The following is a 19,050-nucleotide window of genomic DNA, read 5'->3' as shown; positions in this document are numbered from 1 at the left end:
GAGTTCCTCGCAGACGTCGGTGTGGGTCGGGTCGCTGGTGAAACGTTCCATCAGGGCGAGCAACAGGTCGGTCTTGCCGGCGACGTTGGAGTAGACGGCGCCCTTGGTGAGGCCGGCGGCGGCGGCGATGTCGTCGAGCGACGCGCCGTGGATGCCGCGTTCGGCCCAGAGGCGTTCGGCGGCGGTGAGCAGTGCGGTGCGGGTCTCGTCGCGGCGGTCGCGGCGGCGGACGCCGTCGGACGGTCGCGGGGGTCGGGGCACCGCCGTGTCACCCTCGGGCCGACGGCCGCCGTGGGTGTCGCTCATGCGTTGTTCCCTCCGTTGGCGGGGGACGCGCGTCCGAGCCGGCGGGCCGCGCGCGCCGAGATTCTCCTCCTGTCCTTCGGAATACACCGGTCGGACATGGTCAGTCCCCGAGTTGCGTAACTCCGCCTGGTTTGGAACGGTCCGTTCGATGAGCGGGAACCGGGGGATGTGCGGCATACCGTGCAAGCCGTGCGTTACTTGCGGGTAGCCAAGAGCGGTCAACGAGTCCTACGCTGCGTGCATGGCATCTCCGACCGTCCGTGCCGAAGGCGCGGCAGAGCGTACGCTGCCCCAGTCCCTGATCGACCGGTTGGTACCCCATATCGCCTCGGACGGCGCCCGCACGGCGACGATCCCGTGCCCGTTCACCGGTGTGGCCCTCGCGACCGTCCCGCTGTCGAGGGCCGAGGACGTCGGCAAGGCGTACGAGCGGGCGCGGGAGGCGCAGGCGGCGTGGGCGCGGCTGCCGGTGGGCGAGCGGGTCAAGCCGTTCCTCCGGCTCGCGGACGCGCTTGTCGACCGGCGCGGGGAGATCCTGGACATCATCCAGCTGGAGACCGGCAAGGCGCGGCGCCATGCGATGGAGGAGTTCCTCGATGTGACGCTGTGCTCGCTGTACTACGCGCGGCGGGCCGCGAGGATGCTGAAGCCGCAGCGCAGGCAGGGCATGATGCCCGGGCTGACCCGGGTCCACGAGTTGCGGCACCCGAAGGGCGTCGTGGCGCTGATCGCGCCGTGGAACTATCCGTTCGCGCTGGGGGCGAGCGACATCGCGCCGGCGCTGATGGCGGGGAACGCGGTGATCCACAAGCCGGACACGCAGACGTGCCTGTCCAGCTTGTGGGTTCTTGATCTGCTCGTTGAGCTCGGGCTGCCGCGGGGGCTGTGGCAGGTCGTGGTGGGGGAGCCGTCCGAGATCGGTGACCCGCTGGTGGAGAACGCCGACTACGTGTCGTTCACCGGGTCGACGCGGGGCGGCCGGGCCATCGCGGAGAAGGTCGCGCCGCGGCTGGTCGGGTACTCGCTGGAGCTCGGCGGGAAGAATCCGATGATCGTGATGGCGGATGCCGACGTCGAGCGCACCGCGCGGGGCGCCGTCCGCGCGTGCTTCACCAACGCCGGGCAGCTGTGCATCTCGATCGAGCGGATGTACGTGCATGAGGACGTGTACGAGAAGTTCGTTCCCCGGTTCGTCGAGCTGGTGAACGGCATGAAGCTCGGGATCGGGCTCGATTTCGATGCCGACATGGGGTCGCTGACGTACGAGCGGCAGCTGGATGCGGTGACGCGGCATGTCGACCAGGCCGTCGAGCGGGGAGCGACGGTTCTGGCCGGGGGGAAGGCGCGTCCGGACATCGGGCCGCTGTTCTTCGAGCCGACGGTGCTCGCGGACGTCAACGGCGACATGGACCTGTGCGCGAACGAGACGTTCGGGCCCGTCGTCGCGCTCTACAAGTACCGGGACGAGGACGACGTCGTCGCCCGCGCCAACGACACACCGTATGGGCTGAACGCGTCGGTGTGGACGAGGAATGCTGCGAGGGGGCGTCGGCTTGCCGCCCGCATCCAGGCCGGGACGGTCAATATCAACGATGGGTACGGGGCCGCGTACGCGTCGTACGACTCGCCTATGGGCGGGATGAAGCAGTCCGGTGTGGGGCGCCGCCACGGGGCGGAGGGGCTGCTGAAATTCACCGAGGTGCAGACCGTCGCGAGCCAGCACATCATGGACCTCGAACCTCCGGGTGCGATCGGCTACGACCGGTTCGCCGACGTCTTGGCGACCGGGATCAAGGTCATGAAGAAGCTGCGGATCAAGTAGGGATCGCCCGTGAAGCATGACTTCGACGTGCTCGTCATCGGGTCCGGGTTCGGCGGGAGCGTGTCGGCGCTGCGGCTGACCGAGAAGGGCTACCGGGTCGGTGTGATCGAGGCGGGCCGCCGCTTCGACACGAACCCGTCCGGGGCGCCGGGGTCGCGGTATCCGGAGCTGCCGAAGACGAACTGGCGCATCGGCCGCTACCTGTGGGCGCCGGCGCTCGGGCTCACCGGCATCCAGCGGATGCACCTGATCCGGGGCGCGAAGTCGAGCCGGGTGATGGTGCTGGCGGGCGCGGGCGTCGGCGGCGGGTCGCTGAACTACGCCAACACCCTGTACGTCCCGCCGGAGCCGTTCTTCAAGGACCGGCAGTGGGCGCACATCACCGACTGGCAGGACGAGCTGGCGCCCTTCTACGAGCAGGCCAAGCGCATGCTCGGCGTCGTCCAGAACACGACGACCACCGAGGCCGACAAGGTCATGAAGAAGGTCGCCGAACGGATGGGCAAGGGCGACACCTACGTCCAGACCCCGGTCGGCGTCTTCTTCGGGCAGGGCGCCGGGATCGAGAGCGCCGACCCGTACTTCGGCGGGACGGGGCCGCGCCGCCGCGGCTGCCTGGAGTGCGGCGAGTGCATGGTGGGCTGCCGCCACGGCGCGAAGAACATGCTCACGGAGAACTACCTGTACCTCGCGGAGAAGGCGGGGGCGCGGGTGATGCCGCTCAGCCGTGTCACCAGCGTCCGGCCGCTTGCCGGTGGCGGTTACGAGGTCGAGATCGTCCGGACTGGCTCGTTCGGACGTAATCGGAAGACACTCACCAGCGGGCAGGTCGTCTTCGCCGCCGGCACGTACGGGACGCAGAAGCTTCTGCACAAGCTCAAGGCGACCGGCCGCCTCCCGCGCCTGTCCGACCGGCTCGGCGCGCTGACCCGCACCAACTCGGAGGCGATCCTCGGCGGCGGCCGCGCCAACGGCAGGCCGGGCCCCGACTTCTCCCAGGGCGTGGCGATCACCTCGTCGTTCCACCCGGCGCCCGACACCCACATCGAGCCCGTCCGGTACGGCCGGGGCTCCAACCTGCTCGCCGCCCTCCAGACGCTGCTCGTGGACGGCGACCGGCCCGGCGAGAAGCACACGCCCCGCCTGCTGAAGTTCGTCCGCGAGGCGGCGCGCCGCCCCCGCCACCTGGTCCAGCTGCTGGACCTGCGGCACTGGTCCGAGCGGACCGTCATCGCCCTGGTCATGCAGACCCGCGACAACTCGATCACGCTGCGGCCCGAGCGGGGCCCGTTCGGCTGGGACGTCCGCGCGTCCGCGGGCCACGGTGAGCCCAACCCGACATGGATCCCGGCGGGGCACGAGGCGACCCGGCTGATCGCCGAGGAGATCGGCGGCATGCCCGGCGGCACGTGGGGCGACCTGTTCGACGTCCCGATGACGGCGCACTTCCTCGGCGGGTGCGTGATCGGCGACTCGCCCGAGTCGGGCGTGATCGACCCCTACCACCGCGTCTACGGGCACCCCGGCCTGCACGTCGTGGACGGCTCCGCCGTCTCCGCCAACCTGGGCGTCAACCCGTCCCTCACCATCACGGCCCAGGCCGAGCGCGCGATGTCGTTCTGGCCGAACCGCTCCGAGGACGACCCGCGCCCAGCCCTGGGCGACGCCTACCAGCGCCTCCAGCCCGTCGCGCCGAAGAATCCCGCCGTTCCGGCGGACGCGCCCGGCGCCCTCCGGCTCCCGATCGTCGACATCACCTGACACGAACGCCCCACCCCGAATCCCCGTGGCGAACCTGGTGCCTGAATTCTCGGGCGGGGGCACGGCGGGCGGAAGTAGAACGGGATTCTGTGGATAAGGCCGGTCAGGCCCTGGTCACAAGGTGCGCCGAGGGGCCGTAGTTGATCTTCCAGTCGGTGTAGACGCCCAGGGTGCCGTCCGCCACGCAGCGCAGGCCCAGACTGACCCAGCGGACGTCTCCGTCCGGGCGTAGGGAGAAGCCCACGGCGGCTGCGAATTCGTCGCCGCCGCATGGGCACTCGCACTCGTCCGGTTCTGCCTCTTCCCAGTAGTCGGCGCTGTCGACGATGAATTCGGGCGTCCCGCAGCCGGTGCATGTTCGCTGGGCCGCGTCATGCCCGGCCAGCACGCGGAAGGCACGTCCTTCGCAATGCCCGCAGACGGACTCGGTGACTTCGTCGACGGCATAGCCCTCCGCCTGGTACTCGCGGATGAACGCCGCGAGATCGGCGAAGTCCTCGCCGCGCCACAGCTCGCCTGTTGTGTCGATCACGCGCCCATCCTGGCCGGAGCCACCGACAAATGCGGGCATAGAGGCGTCCGGCGCCGGAGCGGCTCCTGCACGCCCGGGGGGAAGGCGTTTGCCGGAGCGCTCCGGCGCCGGACCGTGGTGGCTAGGCGCGGTGGGGGCCCGGTGCTATGCCCGGTAGGCCGCCCACTGGGACTGCATGCGCTGGCCCTGACCGGGCGTGAACTCGGTCATGCAGGCGTCGTAGCTGTAGTCCATGTAGTTGTGGATCGGGTCCACGCCGGCAGCGGGGCAGGTGTCGCGGCCGGTGGGGCAGCCGGACGCGGGGCTCTGCTCGGCGGGGGTGTCGGCGACCTGGTCGCCCTGCCCGGTGCAGCCGCCCTGGAACGTGTGGTACAGGCCCATCCAGTGGCCCACTTCGTGGGTGCCGGTGTCGCCCTCGTTGTAGTTGCCGAGCGCACCGCCCGGGAGGCTCTGGTAGTGGACGACGACACCGTCCATCGCGGGCTGCGACTGGTAGCTGCTCGGGAACGTGGCCCAGCCCAGAAGGCTGTTGCCGAGGTCGGCCGTGTAGAAGTGGAGGTCCTGCGCGTTGCCCGTGCGCAGGGCGGTCTTCATCGCGCGCTCGTTGCCCTCGGGGTCGGAGAACCAGGCCGCGTTCTGCGTCCGCTTGATCTCGGCGAGCGTGAACGTGACGTTGCTCCCCTTGTAGGCGGCGTTGAGGATGTCGAGCTGCTTGTTCAGCGTCGCGTCCGGAATGTTGCCCGCGCTGCCGTAGATGACCTGGAAGTGCACGCGGACGGTGATGGCGGCGGCCCCGGGCTTCTTGTTCTTCCGCAGCTTGGAGATGCGGTCGTGGAAGTCCTTCTCCATCGCCGCCACCTGGGCGGCGCCGGGCTGGTTCCGCTCGGTGACGTGGGAACCGGCCCGGACGCGGGCCTCCGCGGGCTGGTCGGCGCAGTCGGCGGACCGGCTGGTCGAAGGAGCGGGGGCGGCCAGGGCGGTGGCGGGCGTGGACGCGCTGAAGGCGACGAGGACGCCGAGGACGCTGGCGATTCCGGCGCGTTTCATGGAACTCCTCGGGGAGCGGCGCGCGGGCAGGGGGTTCGCGCGGGGAGCCGAGTTACTGCTGGATCAAGAGTGGAGGCGAACAACGATCTCGTCTTTGGCAAACCTGGACGAATCAGGACGTCTAACGCTGAATACGGCGCCCTAGCGCGGACGGCGTAGCGTGTCGGCATGGACGTCCAGGGCGAGGCGGCGCGGATCCTGGGGGAGTTGCGGACGCAGGCCGACCCGGTACGCGCCGAGAACGAGAAGCGCTATCTGAAGAGCGACTACGCGCATATCGGCGTGCCCGTCCCGGCGCTGCGGAAGGTGGCCGCGCCGGCGGTGAAGAGCAAGCCCACGCGGGACGAGGTGGTCGCTCTGGCCCAGACCCTCTGGGACGTGACAGACGAGGGGCGTCCCGTGCATGAGGCGCGCATGGCCGCGATAGAGATCCTCGTTAGGCGCGTCTCTTTGCTGGAACGGCGCGACCTCGCGATGGCCGAACGGCTCGTCCGCGACTCGGCGAGCTGGGTGTACGTGGACATGATCGCGGAGAAGGTCGTCGGCGGGCTGGTCCTGCGCTATCCGGATCTGGCCGAGGTGCTGGACGCCTGGGTCGGCGATCCCTACATGTGGATTAGGCGTACGGCCGTCCTGGCCCTGCTCGCGGGCGTCCGGGCGGGAAACCCGGATCTGGAAAGGCTCGACCGGTTCGGGGACGCCCTGATCGGCGAACGCGAGTTCTTCATCCGCAAGGCCATCGGGTGGGTCTTGCGCGAGCTGTCGAAGAAGGACCCGGAGTGGGTGGCGGCGTGGGTCGAGCCACGCGTCGGCGTCATGTCGGGGGTCACGCTGCGGGAGGCCGTGCGACGCCTACCGGCCGAGGACGCCGCCCGCATCCTCGGCCGTTAGCGGAAGTCGACGATCAGGCGCGGTACGCCTTCCACACCTTGTGGATCCGCGCGCCCTGACCACCGGTGAAGGACGTCATGCACGTGTCGTAGCTGTAGTCCATGTAGTTGTGCACCGGGTCTTCCCCAGGGGACATGCACGTGTCCTTGCCGGACGGGCAGCCGTCCGTGGGGTCGCGCTCGGCCGGGGTGTCGGCGACCCTGTCGCCCTGGGCTCCGCAGCCGTCCTGGAACGTGTGGTAGAGCCCGAGCCAGTGGCCGACCTCATGGGTGGCGCTGAAACCCCTGTTGAAGTTCTCGATCGGGCCGCCCGGCATGCTGCCGTGGTGGATGGTCACGCCGTCCATCTTCGGCTCGGACCTGTACTTCCACGGGAACGTCGACCAGCCGAGCAGGTCCCCGCCTATGCGGGCGCTGTAGAGGTTCAGCGTCGCCTTACCGCCCTTGCGCAGCTTCGGCTTGTACGTCCCCTCGTACTGTTCGGGATCGTTGAACCAGTCGGCGTTGTCCGTACGGCTCACTTCGCGGAGCTTGAAGGAGACGCGCGTGTTCGCGCCTCCGTTACGTCCGCCGTAGGAGTCGTTCAATGTGCTGATCTGCCGCTCGACCGCCGCCCTGGACACGTTGCCCTCGGCGCCGTCGTGCAGCACATGGAAGTAAACGGGGATGCTGATCGGCTCGGCGGCGCGCAGCTGGGTGGCGGTCGACTGGGCGTCCGTGCCGTCCGCCGGGCCGAGGTCCAGGCCGAGGCCGTCCAGTATGCGGTTGAGCTGCTGTTCGACGGCGGCGGCCTCCCCGGGCGTTATGTCGTTGTGTTCCCGGCCGTGCCCTCCCGGCCGGAGGCGTGCTCCCGCGTCCGCGCAGTCGTCCTCATGCGCGGCCCCCAGGCGAGCGGCACCCGCGCCCGCACCCGAGACCTGGCCCGAGGCCCGGCCCGCGGTGCCCGGTGGCGGACCGGACGGCAGGGCCGGCACGGCCGGAACGGCGGCGGCGATCAGGGCGGCGATGGCGAGCAGCTTCACGGCACTCCTAGGTCCTAGGAAAGACGCTTGCGGACGGGAATCATCCGAATACAGGACGTCATCAACAGGTATCAGAGCGAAGTCATGCCGTGAGTGTGATCAAGGTAAATGGATGCCGACCGTTATCGGAGGATCGCACCATGTGATCGCTCCGGTACCGGCCCCGCCGGGGCGCGGGCGCCGGCGGTCGCAGGGGCGCGCGCGTCGGCGCTGGCAGCGGGCCCGTAGACTGGAGGGGTCGTTCCGGCCCGTGCGAAAGGCGTTCTTTGGTGGCCGCAGACCAGTCCTTTGACACCGTGCTCGTCGTCGACTTCGGCGCGCAGTACGCGCAGCTCATCGCGCGGCGCGTCCGCGAGTGCCACGTGTTCAGCGAGATCGTGCCGTCCACCATGCCGGCGGCGGAGATGCTCGCCAGGCGGCCGAAGGCGATCATCCTGTCGGGCGGCCCGGCGTCGGTGTACGAGAAGGGCGCCCCGATCGCGCCGGACGGCCTGTTCGACCTGTCGCAGCGGCAGGGCGTCCCCATGTTCGGCATCTGCTACGGCCACCAGGTGATGGCGCAGGCGCTCGGCGGGACGGTGGAGAACTCCGATGTCGCCGAGTTCGGCGGCGCGACCGTTACGGTCACGTCCCCCGGCATGCTGTTCGCCGGGCTGCCGCACGAGCAGCCGGTGTGGATGTCGCACCGCGACTGCGTCAGCCGCGCCCCGGCGGGCTTCACCGTCACGGCCAGCACGGACGTGACGCCGGTCGCCGGCATGGAGGACCTCGAACGCGGCCTCTTCGGCGTCCAGTTCCACCCGGAGGTGCTGCACACCGCGCACGGCATGGAGGTGCTGCGGCGGTTCCTCTACGAGGGCGCGGGCTGCCGTCCGAACTGGACGATGGTGAACATCGCGGACGAGTCGATCGAGGCGGTGCGGGAGCAGGTCGGGCACAAGCGGGCGATCTGCGCGCTGTCCGGCGGCGTCGACTCGGCGGTCGCCGCCGCGCTCGTCCAGCGCGCCATCGGCGACCAGCTGACCTGCGTGTTCGTCGACCACGGGCTGCTGCGCAAGGGTGAGCCCGAGCAGGTCGAGAAGGACTTCGTCGCCGCCACCGGCGTGAACCTGCACGTCGTGGACGCCCAGGACCGCTTCCTCGCCGCCCTCGACGGCGTCGCCGACCCCGAGGAGAAGCGCAAGATCATCGGACGCGAGTTCATCCGCGTCTTCGAGGAGGCGGCCCGGGAGATCGTCGGCGAGGACGCCCCCGAACCGGTCGAATTCCTCGTCCAGGGAACGCTTTACCCGGACGTCGTCGAATCGGGCGGCGGCACCGGCGCGGCGAACATCAAGTCGCACCACAACGTCGGCGGCCTCCCCGACGACCTGCAGTTCAAGCTGGTCGAGCCGCTGCGGAGCCTGTTCAAGGACGAGGTCCGCGCGCTCGGCGAGCAGCTCGGCCTGCCGACCGAGATCGTCTGGCGCCAGCCGTTCCCCGGGCCCGGCCTCGGCATCCGCATCGTCGGCGCCGTCACCCGCGACCGCCTCGACATCCTCCGCGACGCCGACGCCATCGCCCGCGAGGAGCTCACCAACGCGGGTCTCGACCGCGACATCTGGCAGTTCCCCGTCGTCCTGCTGGCGGACGTCCGTTCCGTGGGCGTCCAGGGGGACAGCCGCACCTACGGCCACCCGATCGTGCTGCGCCCCGTGACGAGCGAGGACGCGATGACGGCCGACTGGGCGAAGCTCCCCTACGAGCTTCTGCAGCGGATCTCGACGCGCATCACCAACGAGGTCCGCGAGATCAACCGCGTGACGGTCGACATCACGTCCAAGCCCCCGGGCACCATCGAGTGGGAATGACCGCCTCCTAGCCCCTGGCCCGCCCCGCGCGATCAATGCGTTTTCCGCACGCGCGGGGCGAAAGCATTTGTGCGGTTGTGCGGTGCGGCGTGGGGCCGTGTGGGCCCCACGCCGCGGGCAGGGCGCGGTCCATTCGGTCATCTGGCGGTAAATGGCGGCCAGGTGAGGTCAAGTCTGCGTCAGGGGACGGCCTGGCAATCGCGATGCGCGTTCAGGTGGCGACAGAACGTCACCATGCTCGGTGGGGCGAGGAGGAGGCCCCATGTCCCCGAAGCTCAGCGTCGTCGTGCCGTTCCACAACACCGAGGAGTTCATCCAGGAATGCCTGGAGTCGTTGGCCGGCCAGACGCTGCGCGACCTTGAGGTGATCATGGTGGACGACGGATCCGTCGACAACGGGGCCGTCATCGCCAAGGAGATGTGCGCCAGGGACTCGCGGTTCCGGCTGGTGACGCGCGACAACGAGGGGCCGGGACCCGCGCGCAACGCGGGGGTGCGGCAGGCGAAGGGCGAGTATCTGGCGTTCGCCGACGCCGACGACGTCGTCGAGCGTGAGGCCTATGCGCGGCTGGTCGGTTCGCTGGAGCGGACGGGGTCCGACATGGCGTCCGGGAACGTCCACCGGATGGACGACGACCGCGACTGGCAGTCGTACCTGCACGACGGCGTGTTCTCCGAGCCGTGTTCGAGGACGCATGTGTCGTCCAAGCCGGAGCTCATGCGCGACCGGACGCCATGGAACAAGGTGTACCGGCGCGAGTTCTGGGACAGGGCCGGCCTGGAATTCCCCACGGGCTACTACGAGGACCCGCCCGTCACTGCGCGCGCGCATGCGTTGGCGCGTTCCGTGGACGTGCTCAGCGAGACGGTCTACTACTGGCGCAAGCGGCCTGGGTCCATCACTGAGGAACGCTACGACTGGGACAACATCACCCAGCGGCTGGCGTCCGCGCGTGCACTGCGCGACGAGATGGCCGACTACGCACCGCGCCTCCTGAACGCCTACGACGAGCATGTCCTGGTCCCCATCGAGCTTCGCGTCCTGTTCGAGGCGCTCCCCAGGACGCAGGACGCGCAGCAGGAAGAACTCGTCGCGATCGGCGCGGACCTGGCGCGGCGCATAGGCCCGCGCGTCCTGAAGCGGCTTCCGGCGATCACGCGCCTGCAACTGCACCTGATGTGCAGGCGGATGCTGCCGGAAGTGCTGGAGGTGCTGCGCTTCGTCCAGCTGAAGAAGGCGCAGGACGCGCCGCGCGTGCGGCGCGGGCTGCGGCGCCGCTGGTACGCGGAGTACCCGTTCTTCGAGGACGAGGAGCGGGCCGTCCCGCGGAGCGTGTACGACGTGACCGGGGAACTCAGGCCGTTCGCGGCGATCGACCGGGCCGAATGGGTGGACGGGCGCCTGCGCATCGAGGGGCACGCCTACATCCGGCATCTGGACTCCTCCACCGAGGACGGCTCCCGCATCAGGGTGTTCCTTCTGGCGGCGAACAAGCGGGGCCTGAGGCGCGTCCCGATCGAGCGGGTCCGCCGCCCGGACGTGACGGCGCGGTCGCGGCAGTCGGCGGTGTCCTACGACTGGTCCGGGTTCGTCGCGGACGTCGACCCGCCGACGCTGCGGATGTTCGGGCGCTGGCGGGACGTCGACTGGATCCCGTGCGTCGAGATCGCCAACCAGGGGCTGCGGCGGCGGGCCACGTTCTCGATCCCGCGGCTGATCGGCCCGCAGTGGCCGGCCGACCGGGAGTGCGCGCCCGGCGTCCGCGTGCAGGGCGTCGCGGGCAGGCGCCGGTTCGTGCTGCAGGTGCGGCGGACGGCGGCGGCCGTCGCCGGCTGCCGGCTGGTGGGCGGTCACCCGGACGGCGGGGAGCTGTGGCTGGACGGCTGGAGCCGCGTCCCGCTCGGTGACGATCCGAAGGTCGTCGCCGTGCCGAGGGCCGGGCACGCCACGGTCACCGGCCCGATCGAGCTGTCCGGCGACGGCGGAGCGGCCGAGGACGACCTCCCCACCAGGCGGTTCCGTGCCAGGCTGCCGGTCGCGGGACTGGCCGGGCGGCCCGGCGACTGGGAGATCGCCCTGCCGGGCGGCGTCAAGCCTTACCTGGAGGAGGCCCCGGCCGGTACCGCGTTCCGGGTCCCGGGCGGGGAGGTCGAGCTCGCCAGGACGCGGCGGAGCACGATGCGCGTCGTCGTCCGCGAGCCGGTGCTGGCCGTGGACGAGGTGTCCTGGTCGTCCGACGGTGCCCTGCACCTGGCGGGGACGTGCACCGACCAGGCAGGACGGCCGGACGCGTTGATCCTCCGGCGGCGGCGCTCGTCCGAGGAGCACATGGTCACGCTCCGCTGGGAAGGCGACTGTTTCACCATCAGATTCAGCCCCGCGCGTATGCCGGTGCTAGGGGTGTCCCGTCCGCTCGTCTCCGGTCGTTGGGATGTCTTCGCAAGCGTCGGTGGGCGGGAACAGCCCGTCGTCGTCAGGCGGCACACGCTTCGCGACCTGCCGGGGCCGTTCGAGGCGGGCCTGCACAGAATCACGACCCGCGTACACAAGACCGACCAGTTGCAGTTTCACGTCGAGACCGCTCTCGATGACGACGAACGCGGTGCCTACGCGCAGAGCCGGATACGGTCCGGGCACTACCGGCGCCATCGGAATCTGCCCGTCCGCGAGCTGGCCTTGTTCGACGCCTACAAGGGACGCCAGTACTCGTGCAACCCGCGCGGCATCTACGAGGAGCTCCGGAGGCGCGAAACCGACCTGGAGTTCGTGTGGGTCACCGAGAACGGCCAGTTCGGCAAGCCGGCCGGTGCGCGGACCGTCCTGACCGGCACGCGGGAGTACTACGAGGCGCTGGCCCGCGCGCGCTACGTCATCGGCAACTGGTCCCAGCAGGAATGGTTCACCAAGCGCGATGACCAGACGTACGTGCAGTGCTGGCATGGGACGCCGCTGAAGAAGCTCGGGTACGACGTCAAGCGGATGCCGTACAAGCGCACCGAGGGCGTCGACTGGATGGAGCACGACGTACCCCAGTGGGATCTGCTCCTCTCCCAGAACGAGTTCTCCGTCCCGCTGTTCCGGAAGGCGTTCGGCTATGACGGCGAGGTCCTCGTCAGCGGCTACCCGCGCAACGACATCCTGCACAGCCCGAATCGGGAGGAGATCGCGTCCGCGGTGCGCCGCCGGCTCGGCATTCCCGAGGGCAAGAAGGTCGTCCTGTACGCGCCGACGTGGCGGGACGACTTCCACCACGCGATCGGCAAGCGGGCGTTCCGCCTGGAGTTCGACATCGACCGGTTCAGGGCGATGCTGGGCCGCGACCACGTCCTGCTCCTGCGCACGCACTACCTCGTCACCGACCGGCCCAAGCTGCGGCCCGGCGACTGCGTCATCGACGCGTCCGTGTACCCCGACATCTCCGAGCTGTACCTCATCAGCGACGTGCTCGTCACGGACTACTCGTCGTCCATGTTCGACTTCGCCGTCACCGGCAGGCCGATGGTGTTCTTCACCTACGACCTGGAGCGTTACCGCGACCACGTGCGCGGCTTCTACTTCGACTTCGACGCGGAGGCCCCAGGGCCGCTGCTGAGCACCTCGCAGGAGGTCATGGACGCCCTGCGCGAGCCGGGCGCGCTCGACGCCGGGTACCGCGAGGTGCGCGCCGCGTTCGCGGCCCGGTACTGCCCGCACGACGACGGCCATGCCGCTGCCCGCGTGCTCGACCGGGTCCTCCAGCGTCCGGTACAGCCCGCCCACTGAACACATTTCATCCTCGGCAGGCGCGCGAGGAGAGGTCGTTGTGGACAGGCCGGATGAAAAATGTTCACTGAAAACCATCACGGAGAGCCGCTCGTGTCACCTCGGATCAGCATCGTCGTCCCCTTCCGCAACGCCGGAGACCACCTCGCGGAGTGCCTGGAGTCGCTCGCCGCGCAGACACTCCGCGACCTTGAGGTGCTGCTCCTGGACGAAGGGCCGGGGAACGGCGCCGCGGCCGCCCTTGCCAAGGACTTCGCAGCCCGCGACGACCGTTTCACCCTCGTTGAGCCCTCCGGTGGTGGGTCGGGTCTGAACCTGGGTGTTGAGCAAGCGACGGCTCCCTACCTCGCCTTCGTGGACGGTGACGACGCGCTGCCTCCCTACGCGTACGAGCTCATGGTCGGGACGCTGGAGTCCACCGGGTCCGACCTTGTCGGCGGAAACGTCATGCGCTTGGACGGCACACAGGTGCAGCAGTCACCGATCCACGCCGAGGCTTACGCAGAGACACTGAGGACGACGCACGTCACCCATCACGCCGCCCTCCTCCAAGACAGGACGCTCTGCAACAAGGTGTTCCGGCGCGCCTTCTGGGACGCCCACGGCTTCAAGCTCCCCACGACGCGGGACACGTTCACGGCCCTGCAAACCCAGCTTCTGGCCAAGGCCGTGGACGTGCTCGACACGCCCGTGTACTTCTGGCGGATCCGTCCGATCACGGCGACACGGCTCCGCCACGACCCGGCGGCCGTCACCGAACAGATGGCCACCCTCGCGAAGGTGCGGGAACTCGTGGCCGACTACGCGCCGGACCTGCTGGACATCCACGACAGGTACGCGCTGGACCTGGACGTCCGCTCGCTGATCCTCGCCCTGCCCGGGGCCACCTGGCAGGAGCGCGAGCGCCTGGTCGAACTGGGCGCCGGGTTCGTGAACTCGGCCGCGCGGTCCGCCGCCGGTGGGCTGGCGTCGATCAGGCGGCTGGAAACGCACCTGCTCGGCGAGCGGATGCTGCCCGAACTTCTGGAAGTGCTCGGCGCGGAGAACAGACTGCAGGACGTCCAGGTCGTGCGGCGCGGTCGCCGCCGCCAGCGCTGGTACGCCCGCTACCCCTTCTACGACGATGTGGAACGCGCCATACCCGAGCACCTCTACGACGTCACCGACGAGATCCGCCTGCACGCGGACGTGGACCGCGTCGAGTGGGACGTCGACACGCTCATCGTCGAGGGCCGCGCCCACTTCGACCGGTTCGACGTGTCGTCGGACACGGACTCCCGCATCCGCGTGTGGATGCGCGACGTCAGGACCGGCAAGGAGATCCGGCTCAAGGTGGAGCGGATCCGCTGCCCGGAGGCCACCGCCCAGGCCGCCCGCTCGACCGTCTCCTTCGACTGGTCCGGTTTCTCCGCGCGGGTGGAGCCCGACTATCTCCTGGACGGCGACGAGTGGCGGACCGCCACCTACGAGCTCTACGCCGAAGTGACCACGGCGGGACGCAAGGCCGTCCAGCGGCTGACGGCGGTGGCGCCGGCCGTGCGGTGGACGGCCGCGCGGCACGTGGACGAGCACGTGGCCGTCCAGCCGGCCGCGGGCGACGACGACGTGTTCGTCGTCCACGTCAAGCGCTCCAAGGCCGTCCTCACCGGGGTCCGCTGCGACGGCGACATGCTCGAACTGACCGGCTGGACGCGGCGGGCACTCGGCGCGGAGGCGGCCCTGGTCGCCGCACGCAGGCACGGCGGCGAGGAGGTCCACGGCGAGGTGACGCTGCGCCCGTCGTCCGTGCTGCGCATGGCGGCGGGCACCGGTTTCGACTTCAAGGCGAAGCTGCCCATGCAGCGCCTGATCTCCGTCCCGGACGGCGACGAACGCGGAGCCGCCGTCGTGCACCTGCGCGACGTCATCGACTGGGACATCCGGCTGACGGGCGAGGGCGGCCCGATGCGGCTCACCGTCGCGGCCGACGTCGACCCCGTCCGGTACGTCCTGCCGACCGGTGCCAAGCGCGCGCGGGAGTTCGCGTTGACGCGCACCGCGTTCGGTAACCTGCGCGGCATCGAGCGGACCGTCCGGCCCGTGGTGACGGACGCCGAATGGGACGAGAACGGTCTTCTCACCCTTTCCGGCGAGTCCGCAGACCCGGGGGGCCGCCCGGACCATTTCGTCCTGCGGCGGCGCCGCTCGGGCGACGAGCATCGCATTCCCGTCACCTGGGAACGCGACCAGTTCACCGCCGCGTTCACGCCCGCGGCCATTTCCGTGTTCGGGGCGGACCTCCCCTTGAGCAGCGGAACATGGGAACTGCTGGCGCGCGCACATTCCGGTGAGGGCGAGGTCGCCGTCGTCGTAGAACGTGAGGCCATCACCGGTCTTCCAGGCTGGCGCCAAGAGGGGAACCACGAATTCGAGGTCGGCGTCTACCAGAAGGACGCCGTGCAGCTTCGCAGCCGTCCGGCCCTGGACGACGACGAACGCGGCGGGCACGCCCAACTGCTCCTCCAGCAGCGCGACTACCCCGTCTACCTGCGCAGCCCGCTCGCCGACGTCGCCGTGTTCGACAGCCACGGCGGCATGCAGTACAGCTGCAACCCGCGAGCCATCTACGAGGAACTGTCGCGCCGCAAGACCGATCTGGAATGCGTGTGGATTTCCCTCGACGGCCAGTTCACGGTCGACGGAAAGGCCAGGGTCGTTCAGGCGGGAAGTCGCGAGCATTACCGCGTCCTCGCGCGCGCCCGCTACATCGTCACCAACCACGGATTGCCGCCCTGGTACGTCAAGCGCGAAGGGCAGACCTACGTCCAGACATGGCACGGCACCCCGCTGAAGCGGATCGGCCACGACCTCAGGGACATGCCGTACCAGCGCGTCGAACGGCTCGACTGGACGGACGGGGAAGTGCCGCGGTGGGATCTGCTGCTGTCCCAAAGCCCGTTCGCCACGCAGGTCATGCGCCGCGCGTTCAAATACGACGGGGAGGTCCTGGAGACCGGATACCCGCGCAACGACGTTCTCAGCGCACCCGAATGGGAGAACATCGGGAGCCGCATACGCAAGCGCCTGGGAATCCCGGACGGGAAGAAGGCCGTCCTCTACGCCCCCACATGGCGGGACGACCGGCACCACGCCCCCGGCTGGCTCGGCTTCTCCCTGGAACTGGACGTCGACACGATGCGCCAGGTCCTCGGTGACGACCACGTCCTCCTGCTGAGGACGCACCACCTCACCACCGACCGGAACCGTCCCCCAATGGACGATTTCGTTATCGACGTGTCCCATTACCCGGACATCGCCGAGCTTTACATGGCCGCCGATGTCCTCGTCACCGACTATTCGTCCGCCATGGTGGATTACGCGGTGCTGGGCAGGCCGATCGTCCTCTACGCCTACGACCTGCCCCGCTACCGCGACCATCTGCGCGGCTTCTCCTGCGACCTGGAAGCGGAGGCGCCGGGGCCGATCGCGACGACGACCGCGCAGGTCGCCGAGGCGGTCGCGGGCGCGTCCGACCTGGAGGAGCTCCACGCGGACGCCTACGACAACTTTCTGGTGAAGTACTGCCCGCAGGACGACGGCCGGGCGGCGGCCAGGGTCGTCGACCACATCTTCGGCGACGCCGCGGGCGGCGACGCCCGCGACGCCGCGGGCGGTGAGTAGCAGGACCGCGGGCCGCGCTCCGGCCGCATGGGACAAACCGCCGCGTTCTTCACTAAGATCAACACCTCGCCCGCCGATGGCAGAGGGAGCGCGCATGAGCGGTGAACTCGTCCCCGCGTCCAACGCCCTGACCGCACGGTGGGCCAAGGAGGCCTGCGACGGCACGACCACGGTCCTGTCCGGCGCCGGGGTCTGGCCGCTGCTGGCGTTCCTGGCCGCCGCGTCGCGGGAGCCTGGACGCGCGGAACTCCAGCAGGCCATCGGCGTCGACGCCGCGGGCGCCGACCGGCACGCGCGCGTCGCGCTGGGCATGCTCGACAGCTCGACGGCCGCGACCGGCGCGCTCGGCGTGTGGACGCACACCGACCTGCCCGTGGAGCCGTGGTGGCACAAGATCGTCCCCGCCGAGGCGCGCGGCGAGCTGACCGGCGACACCGCAGGCGACCAGGCCAGGCTGGACGAGTGGGTCCGGCGGAACACGAGCGACCGGCTGACGCGGATGCCGATCCAGGTGGCGTCGGACACGGCGCTCGTGCTCGCCACCGCGCTGACCGTCGACACCCGCTGGCAGGAGCCGTTCCAGGACGTCCCGCTCACACCCGAGGAGGGGCCCTGGGCGGGACGGGACCAGCCGGTCGCGGGCCTGACGCACGACACCCCCGACACCAACCGGCTGACCCTCGCCGAGGAGACCCCGGCGGGACCGGTCACCCTGCTGACCGTCCATGGCGAGGACGACGTCGACGTGATCCTCTGCCTGGGTGAACCCGACCGCCGCCCCGGTGACGTCCTCGCCGCGGCGATGGCGGCCACGGACGGGGAGATCCGGCTCCGCCGCGGCGAGAGGCTGCTCCAGCGGACCCTCGCCGAGAAGACACCCGGTCTCCGCGTGGACAAGGCCCTCGCGTTCGACCCCCGGCCGACGCTGACCGCGACCACCGTCCGCTTCGACATCGCCGCCGGGCACGACCTGCTGGCCCACGCCGGGGTGTTCGGCCTGGAGACCGTCTCCAGCCGCGACGGCCGCGGCCACCTGCCCGGCATCAGCCGGACGCCGCTGGCGGTCGGCCAGGCCGCCCAGGACGTCAACGCCACCTTCAGCGCCGAGGGGTTCAGGGCGGCGGCCGTGACGGCGATCGGCGCGGTGCCCGCGGGCGCCCCGATGGCGGAGGCGCAGGTCCTCAACGTCACCTTCGACCGGCCGTTCGGGTTCCTGACCTGGCACCGGCCGACCGGGCTCATCCTGCTCGCCGGCTGGGTCGCCGAACCCGAGGACTGGACGCCCCCCGACCCGCAGGCAGGGCCCTGAGCGGGCTCAGCCGGGGCGGCGGGCCCGCGCGAACAGCTCGGTGCCCGGCCACCCGCACACCGGCAGGCGCCGTTCGAGGACGGCCATCGCCCGCAGCGCCTCGTTGACGACCGGGTGCAGCGGGGCCAGATCCTCGCGGCGCGCCGTCCGGTGCCTGAGACGGCGCAGGAACGGCCGCAGCAGCACGCCCCTGCTCCACACCCTCTCCAGCACCAGCCCGGCGCCCTCGACCAGCTCCACGAGCGCGCGGCGCGAGTAGCGGCGGACCCGGCCGAGCGCCACGTCCTGCGCCGACCACAGCGCCATGTCGGACGGGACGGACACCAGCGCCGTCCCGCCCGGCCGCAGCACCCGCGTGATCTCCGCCGCCGCCCGCGCGTCGTCCTCGATGTGCTCCAGGACGTCCAGCGCCAGCGCCAGGTCGTAGTGGCACGGCTGGAGCGGCAGGTAGCGGGCGTCGCCCTCGTAGGCGTTCACGCCGTGCGCGCGGGCCAGCGCGACGGCCGCCGGGTTCAGGTCGATCGCGGTAGCGTCCCAGCCGTGCTCGGCGAGCACCCGCGCGGCCGTGCCCGCCGCCGCGCCGATGTCGACGGCCGTGCCCGGCGCGCCGAGCCGCAGCAGCTCCGCGGACAGGATCGTGCGGCGCTCCCGGTACCACCAGTTGTCGTTCTCGATCAGCGCGATCCGCCGGAGCTCCATGGTGTCCACGGGACAAGCGGACGGCATGATCGGTGGCGCGTTCCACCGGCGACGCCGTCCACGACCCATCGTTGACCGGCGCTTGACCCTGCCCTTGGCGACGTCAGCGCTTCTTGCGGCGGCGTCGCCGGACCATGAAGCGCACGGCCAGCAGCAGCCCGACCAGCCCGCCGATCGCGGGCGCGGCCCGCTTGGCGACGGACGGGCCAGCGACCTCCAGCAGGTCGATCGCGTCGTCCTCCCGCGCCACCCGCAGCGTCCGCTCGGCCCGCGCCGGACGCTGCGGCGCCTCGGCGGCGGGCCGCTCCGGCGCGACGTCCGGCAAGGGGGTGACGACCTCGGCCGTGGCCGGACCGGGCTTGTCGGCGGGCTCGGGGGCGGGCTCAGGC

Annotated in this window: 12 protein-coding genes and 1 pseudogene; 7 read left to right on the top strand and 6 right to left on the bottom strand. The window is 70.6% G+C overall.

Annotation, left to right across the window (positions count from 1 at the left end; all coding sequences use genetic code 11):
* A partial coding sequence (locus E1264_RS24865) for a helix-turn-helix domain-containing protein (protein WP_132177537.1) occupies positions 1-306 on the bottom strand: 306 nt, incomplete at its 3' end.
* A 241-nt stretch (positions 307-547) separates the two neighbouring features.
* Between E1264_RS24865 and E1264_RS24860 the strand changes: the two genes are divergently transcribed.
* Both E1264_RS24860 and E1264_RS24855 read left to right on the top strand, forming a co-directional pair.
* Positions 548-2,128, top strand: a complete 1,581-nt coding sequence (locus E1264_RS24860; RefSeq protein ID WP_132177535.1) for a succinic semialdehyde dehydrogenase — start codon at positions 548-550, stop codon at positions 2,126-2,128.
* A gap of 9 nt (positions 2,129-2,137) precedes the next feature.
* On the top strand, positions 2,138-3,889 hold the full coding sequence (locus E1264_RS24855) for a GMC family oxidoreductase (RefSeq protein ID WP_132177533.1): 1,752 nt from the start codon (positions 2,138-2,140) through the stop codon (positions 3,887-3,889).
* 103 nt (positions 3,890-3,992) lie between these two features.
* Here E1264_RS24855 and E1264_RS24850 read toward each other — a convergent pair whose 3' ends face one another.
* Entirely contained in the window at positions 3,993-4,421 is a 429-nt protein-coding gene (locus tag E1264_RS24850; RefSeq protein WP_207936140.1) for a hypothetical protein, read from the bottom strand.
* Between the two features lie 144 nt (positions 4,422-4,565).
* Positions 4,566-5,468 (bottom strand): zinc metalloprotease, encoded by a 903-nt coding sequence (locus E1264_RS24845; protein ID WP_132177531.1) that lies wholly within the window; start codon positions 5,466-5,468, stop codon positions 4,566-4,568.
* A 168-nt stretch (positions 5,469-5,636) separates the two neighbouring features.
* On the opposite strand from E1264_RS24845, the gene E1264_RS24840 reads away from it, so the two are divergent.
* The gene (locus E1264_RS24840; RefSeq protein WP_132177529.1) at positions 5,637-6,359 is read left to right on the top strand and encodes a DNA alkylation repair protein; all 723 of its coding nucleotides are present in this window, start codon (positions 5,637-5,639) and stop codon (positions 6,357-6,359) included.
* A 13-nt stretch (positions 6,360-6,372) separates the two neighbouring features.
* Here E1264_RS24840 and E1264_RS24835 read toward each other — a convergent pair whose 3' ends face one another.
* Positions 6,373-7,380 carry a zinc metalloprotease gene (locus E1264_RS24835; RefSeq protein ID WP_243711146.1) on the bottom strand — a complete coding sequence of 336 codons (1,008 nt, stop codon included), beginning with the start codon at positions 7,378-7,380 and terminating at the stop codon, positions 6,373-6,375.
* Positions 7,381-7,649: 269 nt separating this feature from the next.
* Between E1264_RS24835 and guaA the strand changes: the two genes are divergently transcribed.
* The 4 genes from guaA (at position 7,650) to E1264_RS24815 (ending at position 17,962) form a co-directional block, all read left to right on the top strand.
* Positions 7,650-9,230 carry a glutamine-hydrolyzing GMP synthase gene (gene guaA / locus E1264_RS24830; protein WP_207936139.1) on the top strand — a complete coding sequence of 527 codons (1,581 nt, stop codon included), beginning with the start codon at positions 7,650-7,652 and terminating at the stop codon, positions 9,228-9,230.
* A 262-nt stretch (positions 9,231-9,492) separates the two neighbouring features.
* Entirely contained in the window at positions 9,493-12,993 is a 3,501-nt protein-coding gene (locus E1264_RS24825) for a bifunctional glycosyltransferase/CDP-glycerol:glycerophosphate glycerophosphotransferase (protein WP_132177525.1), read from the top strand.
* Positions 12,994-13,086: 93 nt separating this feature from the next.
* Complete coding sequence (locus E1264_RS24820; RefSeq protein ID WP_165964355.1) at positions 13,087-16,653, top strand: bifunctional glycosyltransferase family 2 protein/CDP-glycerol:glycerophosphate glycerophosphotransferase; 3,567 nt, start codon at positions 13,087-13,089, stop codon at positions 16,651-16,653.
* A gap of 94 nt (positions 16,654-16,747) precedes the next feature.
* The gene (locus tag E1264_RS24815; RefSeq protein ID WP_165964354.1) at positions 16,748-17,962 is read left to right on the top strand and encodes a serpin family protein; all 1,215 of its coding nucleotides are present in this window, start codon (positions 16,748-16,750) and stop codon (positions 17,960-17,962) included.
* Positions 17,963-17,968: 6 nt separating this feature from the next.
* Here E1264_RS24815 and E1264_RS24810 read toward each other — a convergent pair whose 3' ends face one another.
* Together E1264_RS24810 and E1264_RS43640 are read right to left on the bottom strand one after the other, a co-directional pair.
* A complete protein-coding gene (locus tag E1264_RS24810) occupies positions 17,969-18,661 on the bottom strand; it encodes a class I SAM-dependent methyltransferase (protein WP_347813421.1) in 693 nt (230 codons plus the stop codon).
* Between the two features lie 103 nt (positions 18,662-18,764).
* Positions 18,765-19,050 (bottom strand): annotated as a pseudogene (locus E1264_RS43640) (hypothetical protein); the annotation flags it as partial.

The organism is Actinomadura sp. KC216 (genome assembly GCF_004348535.1).
Taxonomy (GTDB): domain Bacteria; phylum Actinomycetota; class Actinomycetes; order Streptosporangiales; family Streptosporangiaceae; genus Spirillospora.
The sequence above is the reverse complement of the archived record's forward strand: the minus strand, read 5'-3'. Positions and strand labels throughout refer to the sequence as shown.

Coding starts and splice junctions, on each gene's coding strand:
- E1264_RS24860 (WP_132177535.1), top strand. CDS start 548: ATGGCATCTCCGACCGTCCGTGCCGAAGGCGCGGCAGAGCGTACGCTG.
- E1264_RS24845 (WP_132177531.1), bottom strand. CDS start 5,468: ATGAAACGCGCCGGAATCGCCAGCGTCCTCGGCGTCCTCGTCGCCTTC.
- E1264_RS24840 (WP_132177529.1), top strand. CDS start 5,637: ATGGACGTCCAGGGCGAGGCGGCGCGGATCCTGGGGGAGTTGCGGACG.
- E1264_RS24825 (WP_132177525.1), top strand. CDS start 9,493: ATGTCCCCGAAGCTCAGCGTCGTCGTGCCGTTCCACAACACCGAGGAG.
- E1264_RS24815 (WP_165964354.1), top strand. CDS start 16,748: ATGAGCGGTGAACTCGTCCCCGCGTCCAACGCCCTGACCGCACGGTGG.
- E1264_RS24810 (WP_347813421.1), bottom strand. CDS start 18,661: ATGGAGCTCCGGCGGATCGCGCTGATCGAGAACGACAACTGGTGGTAC.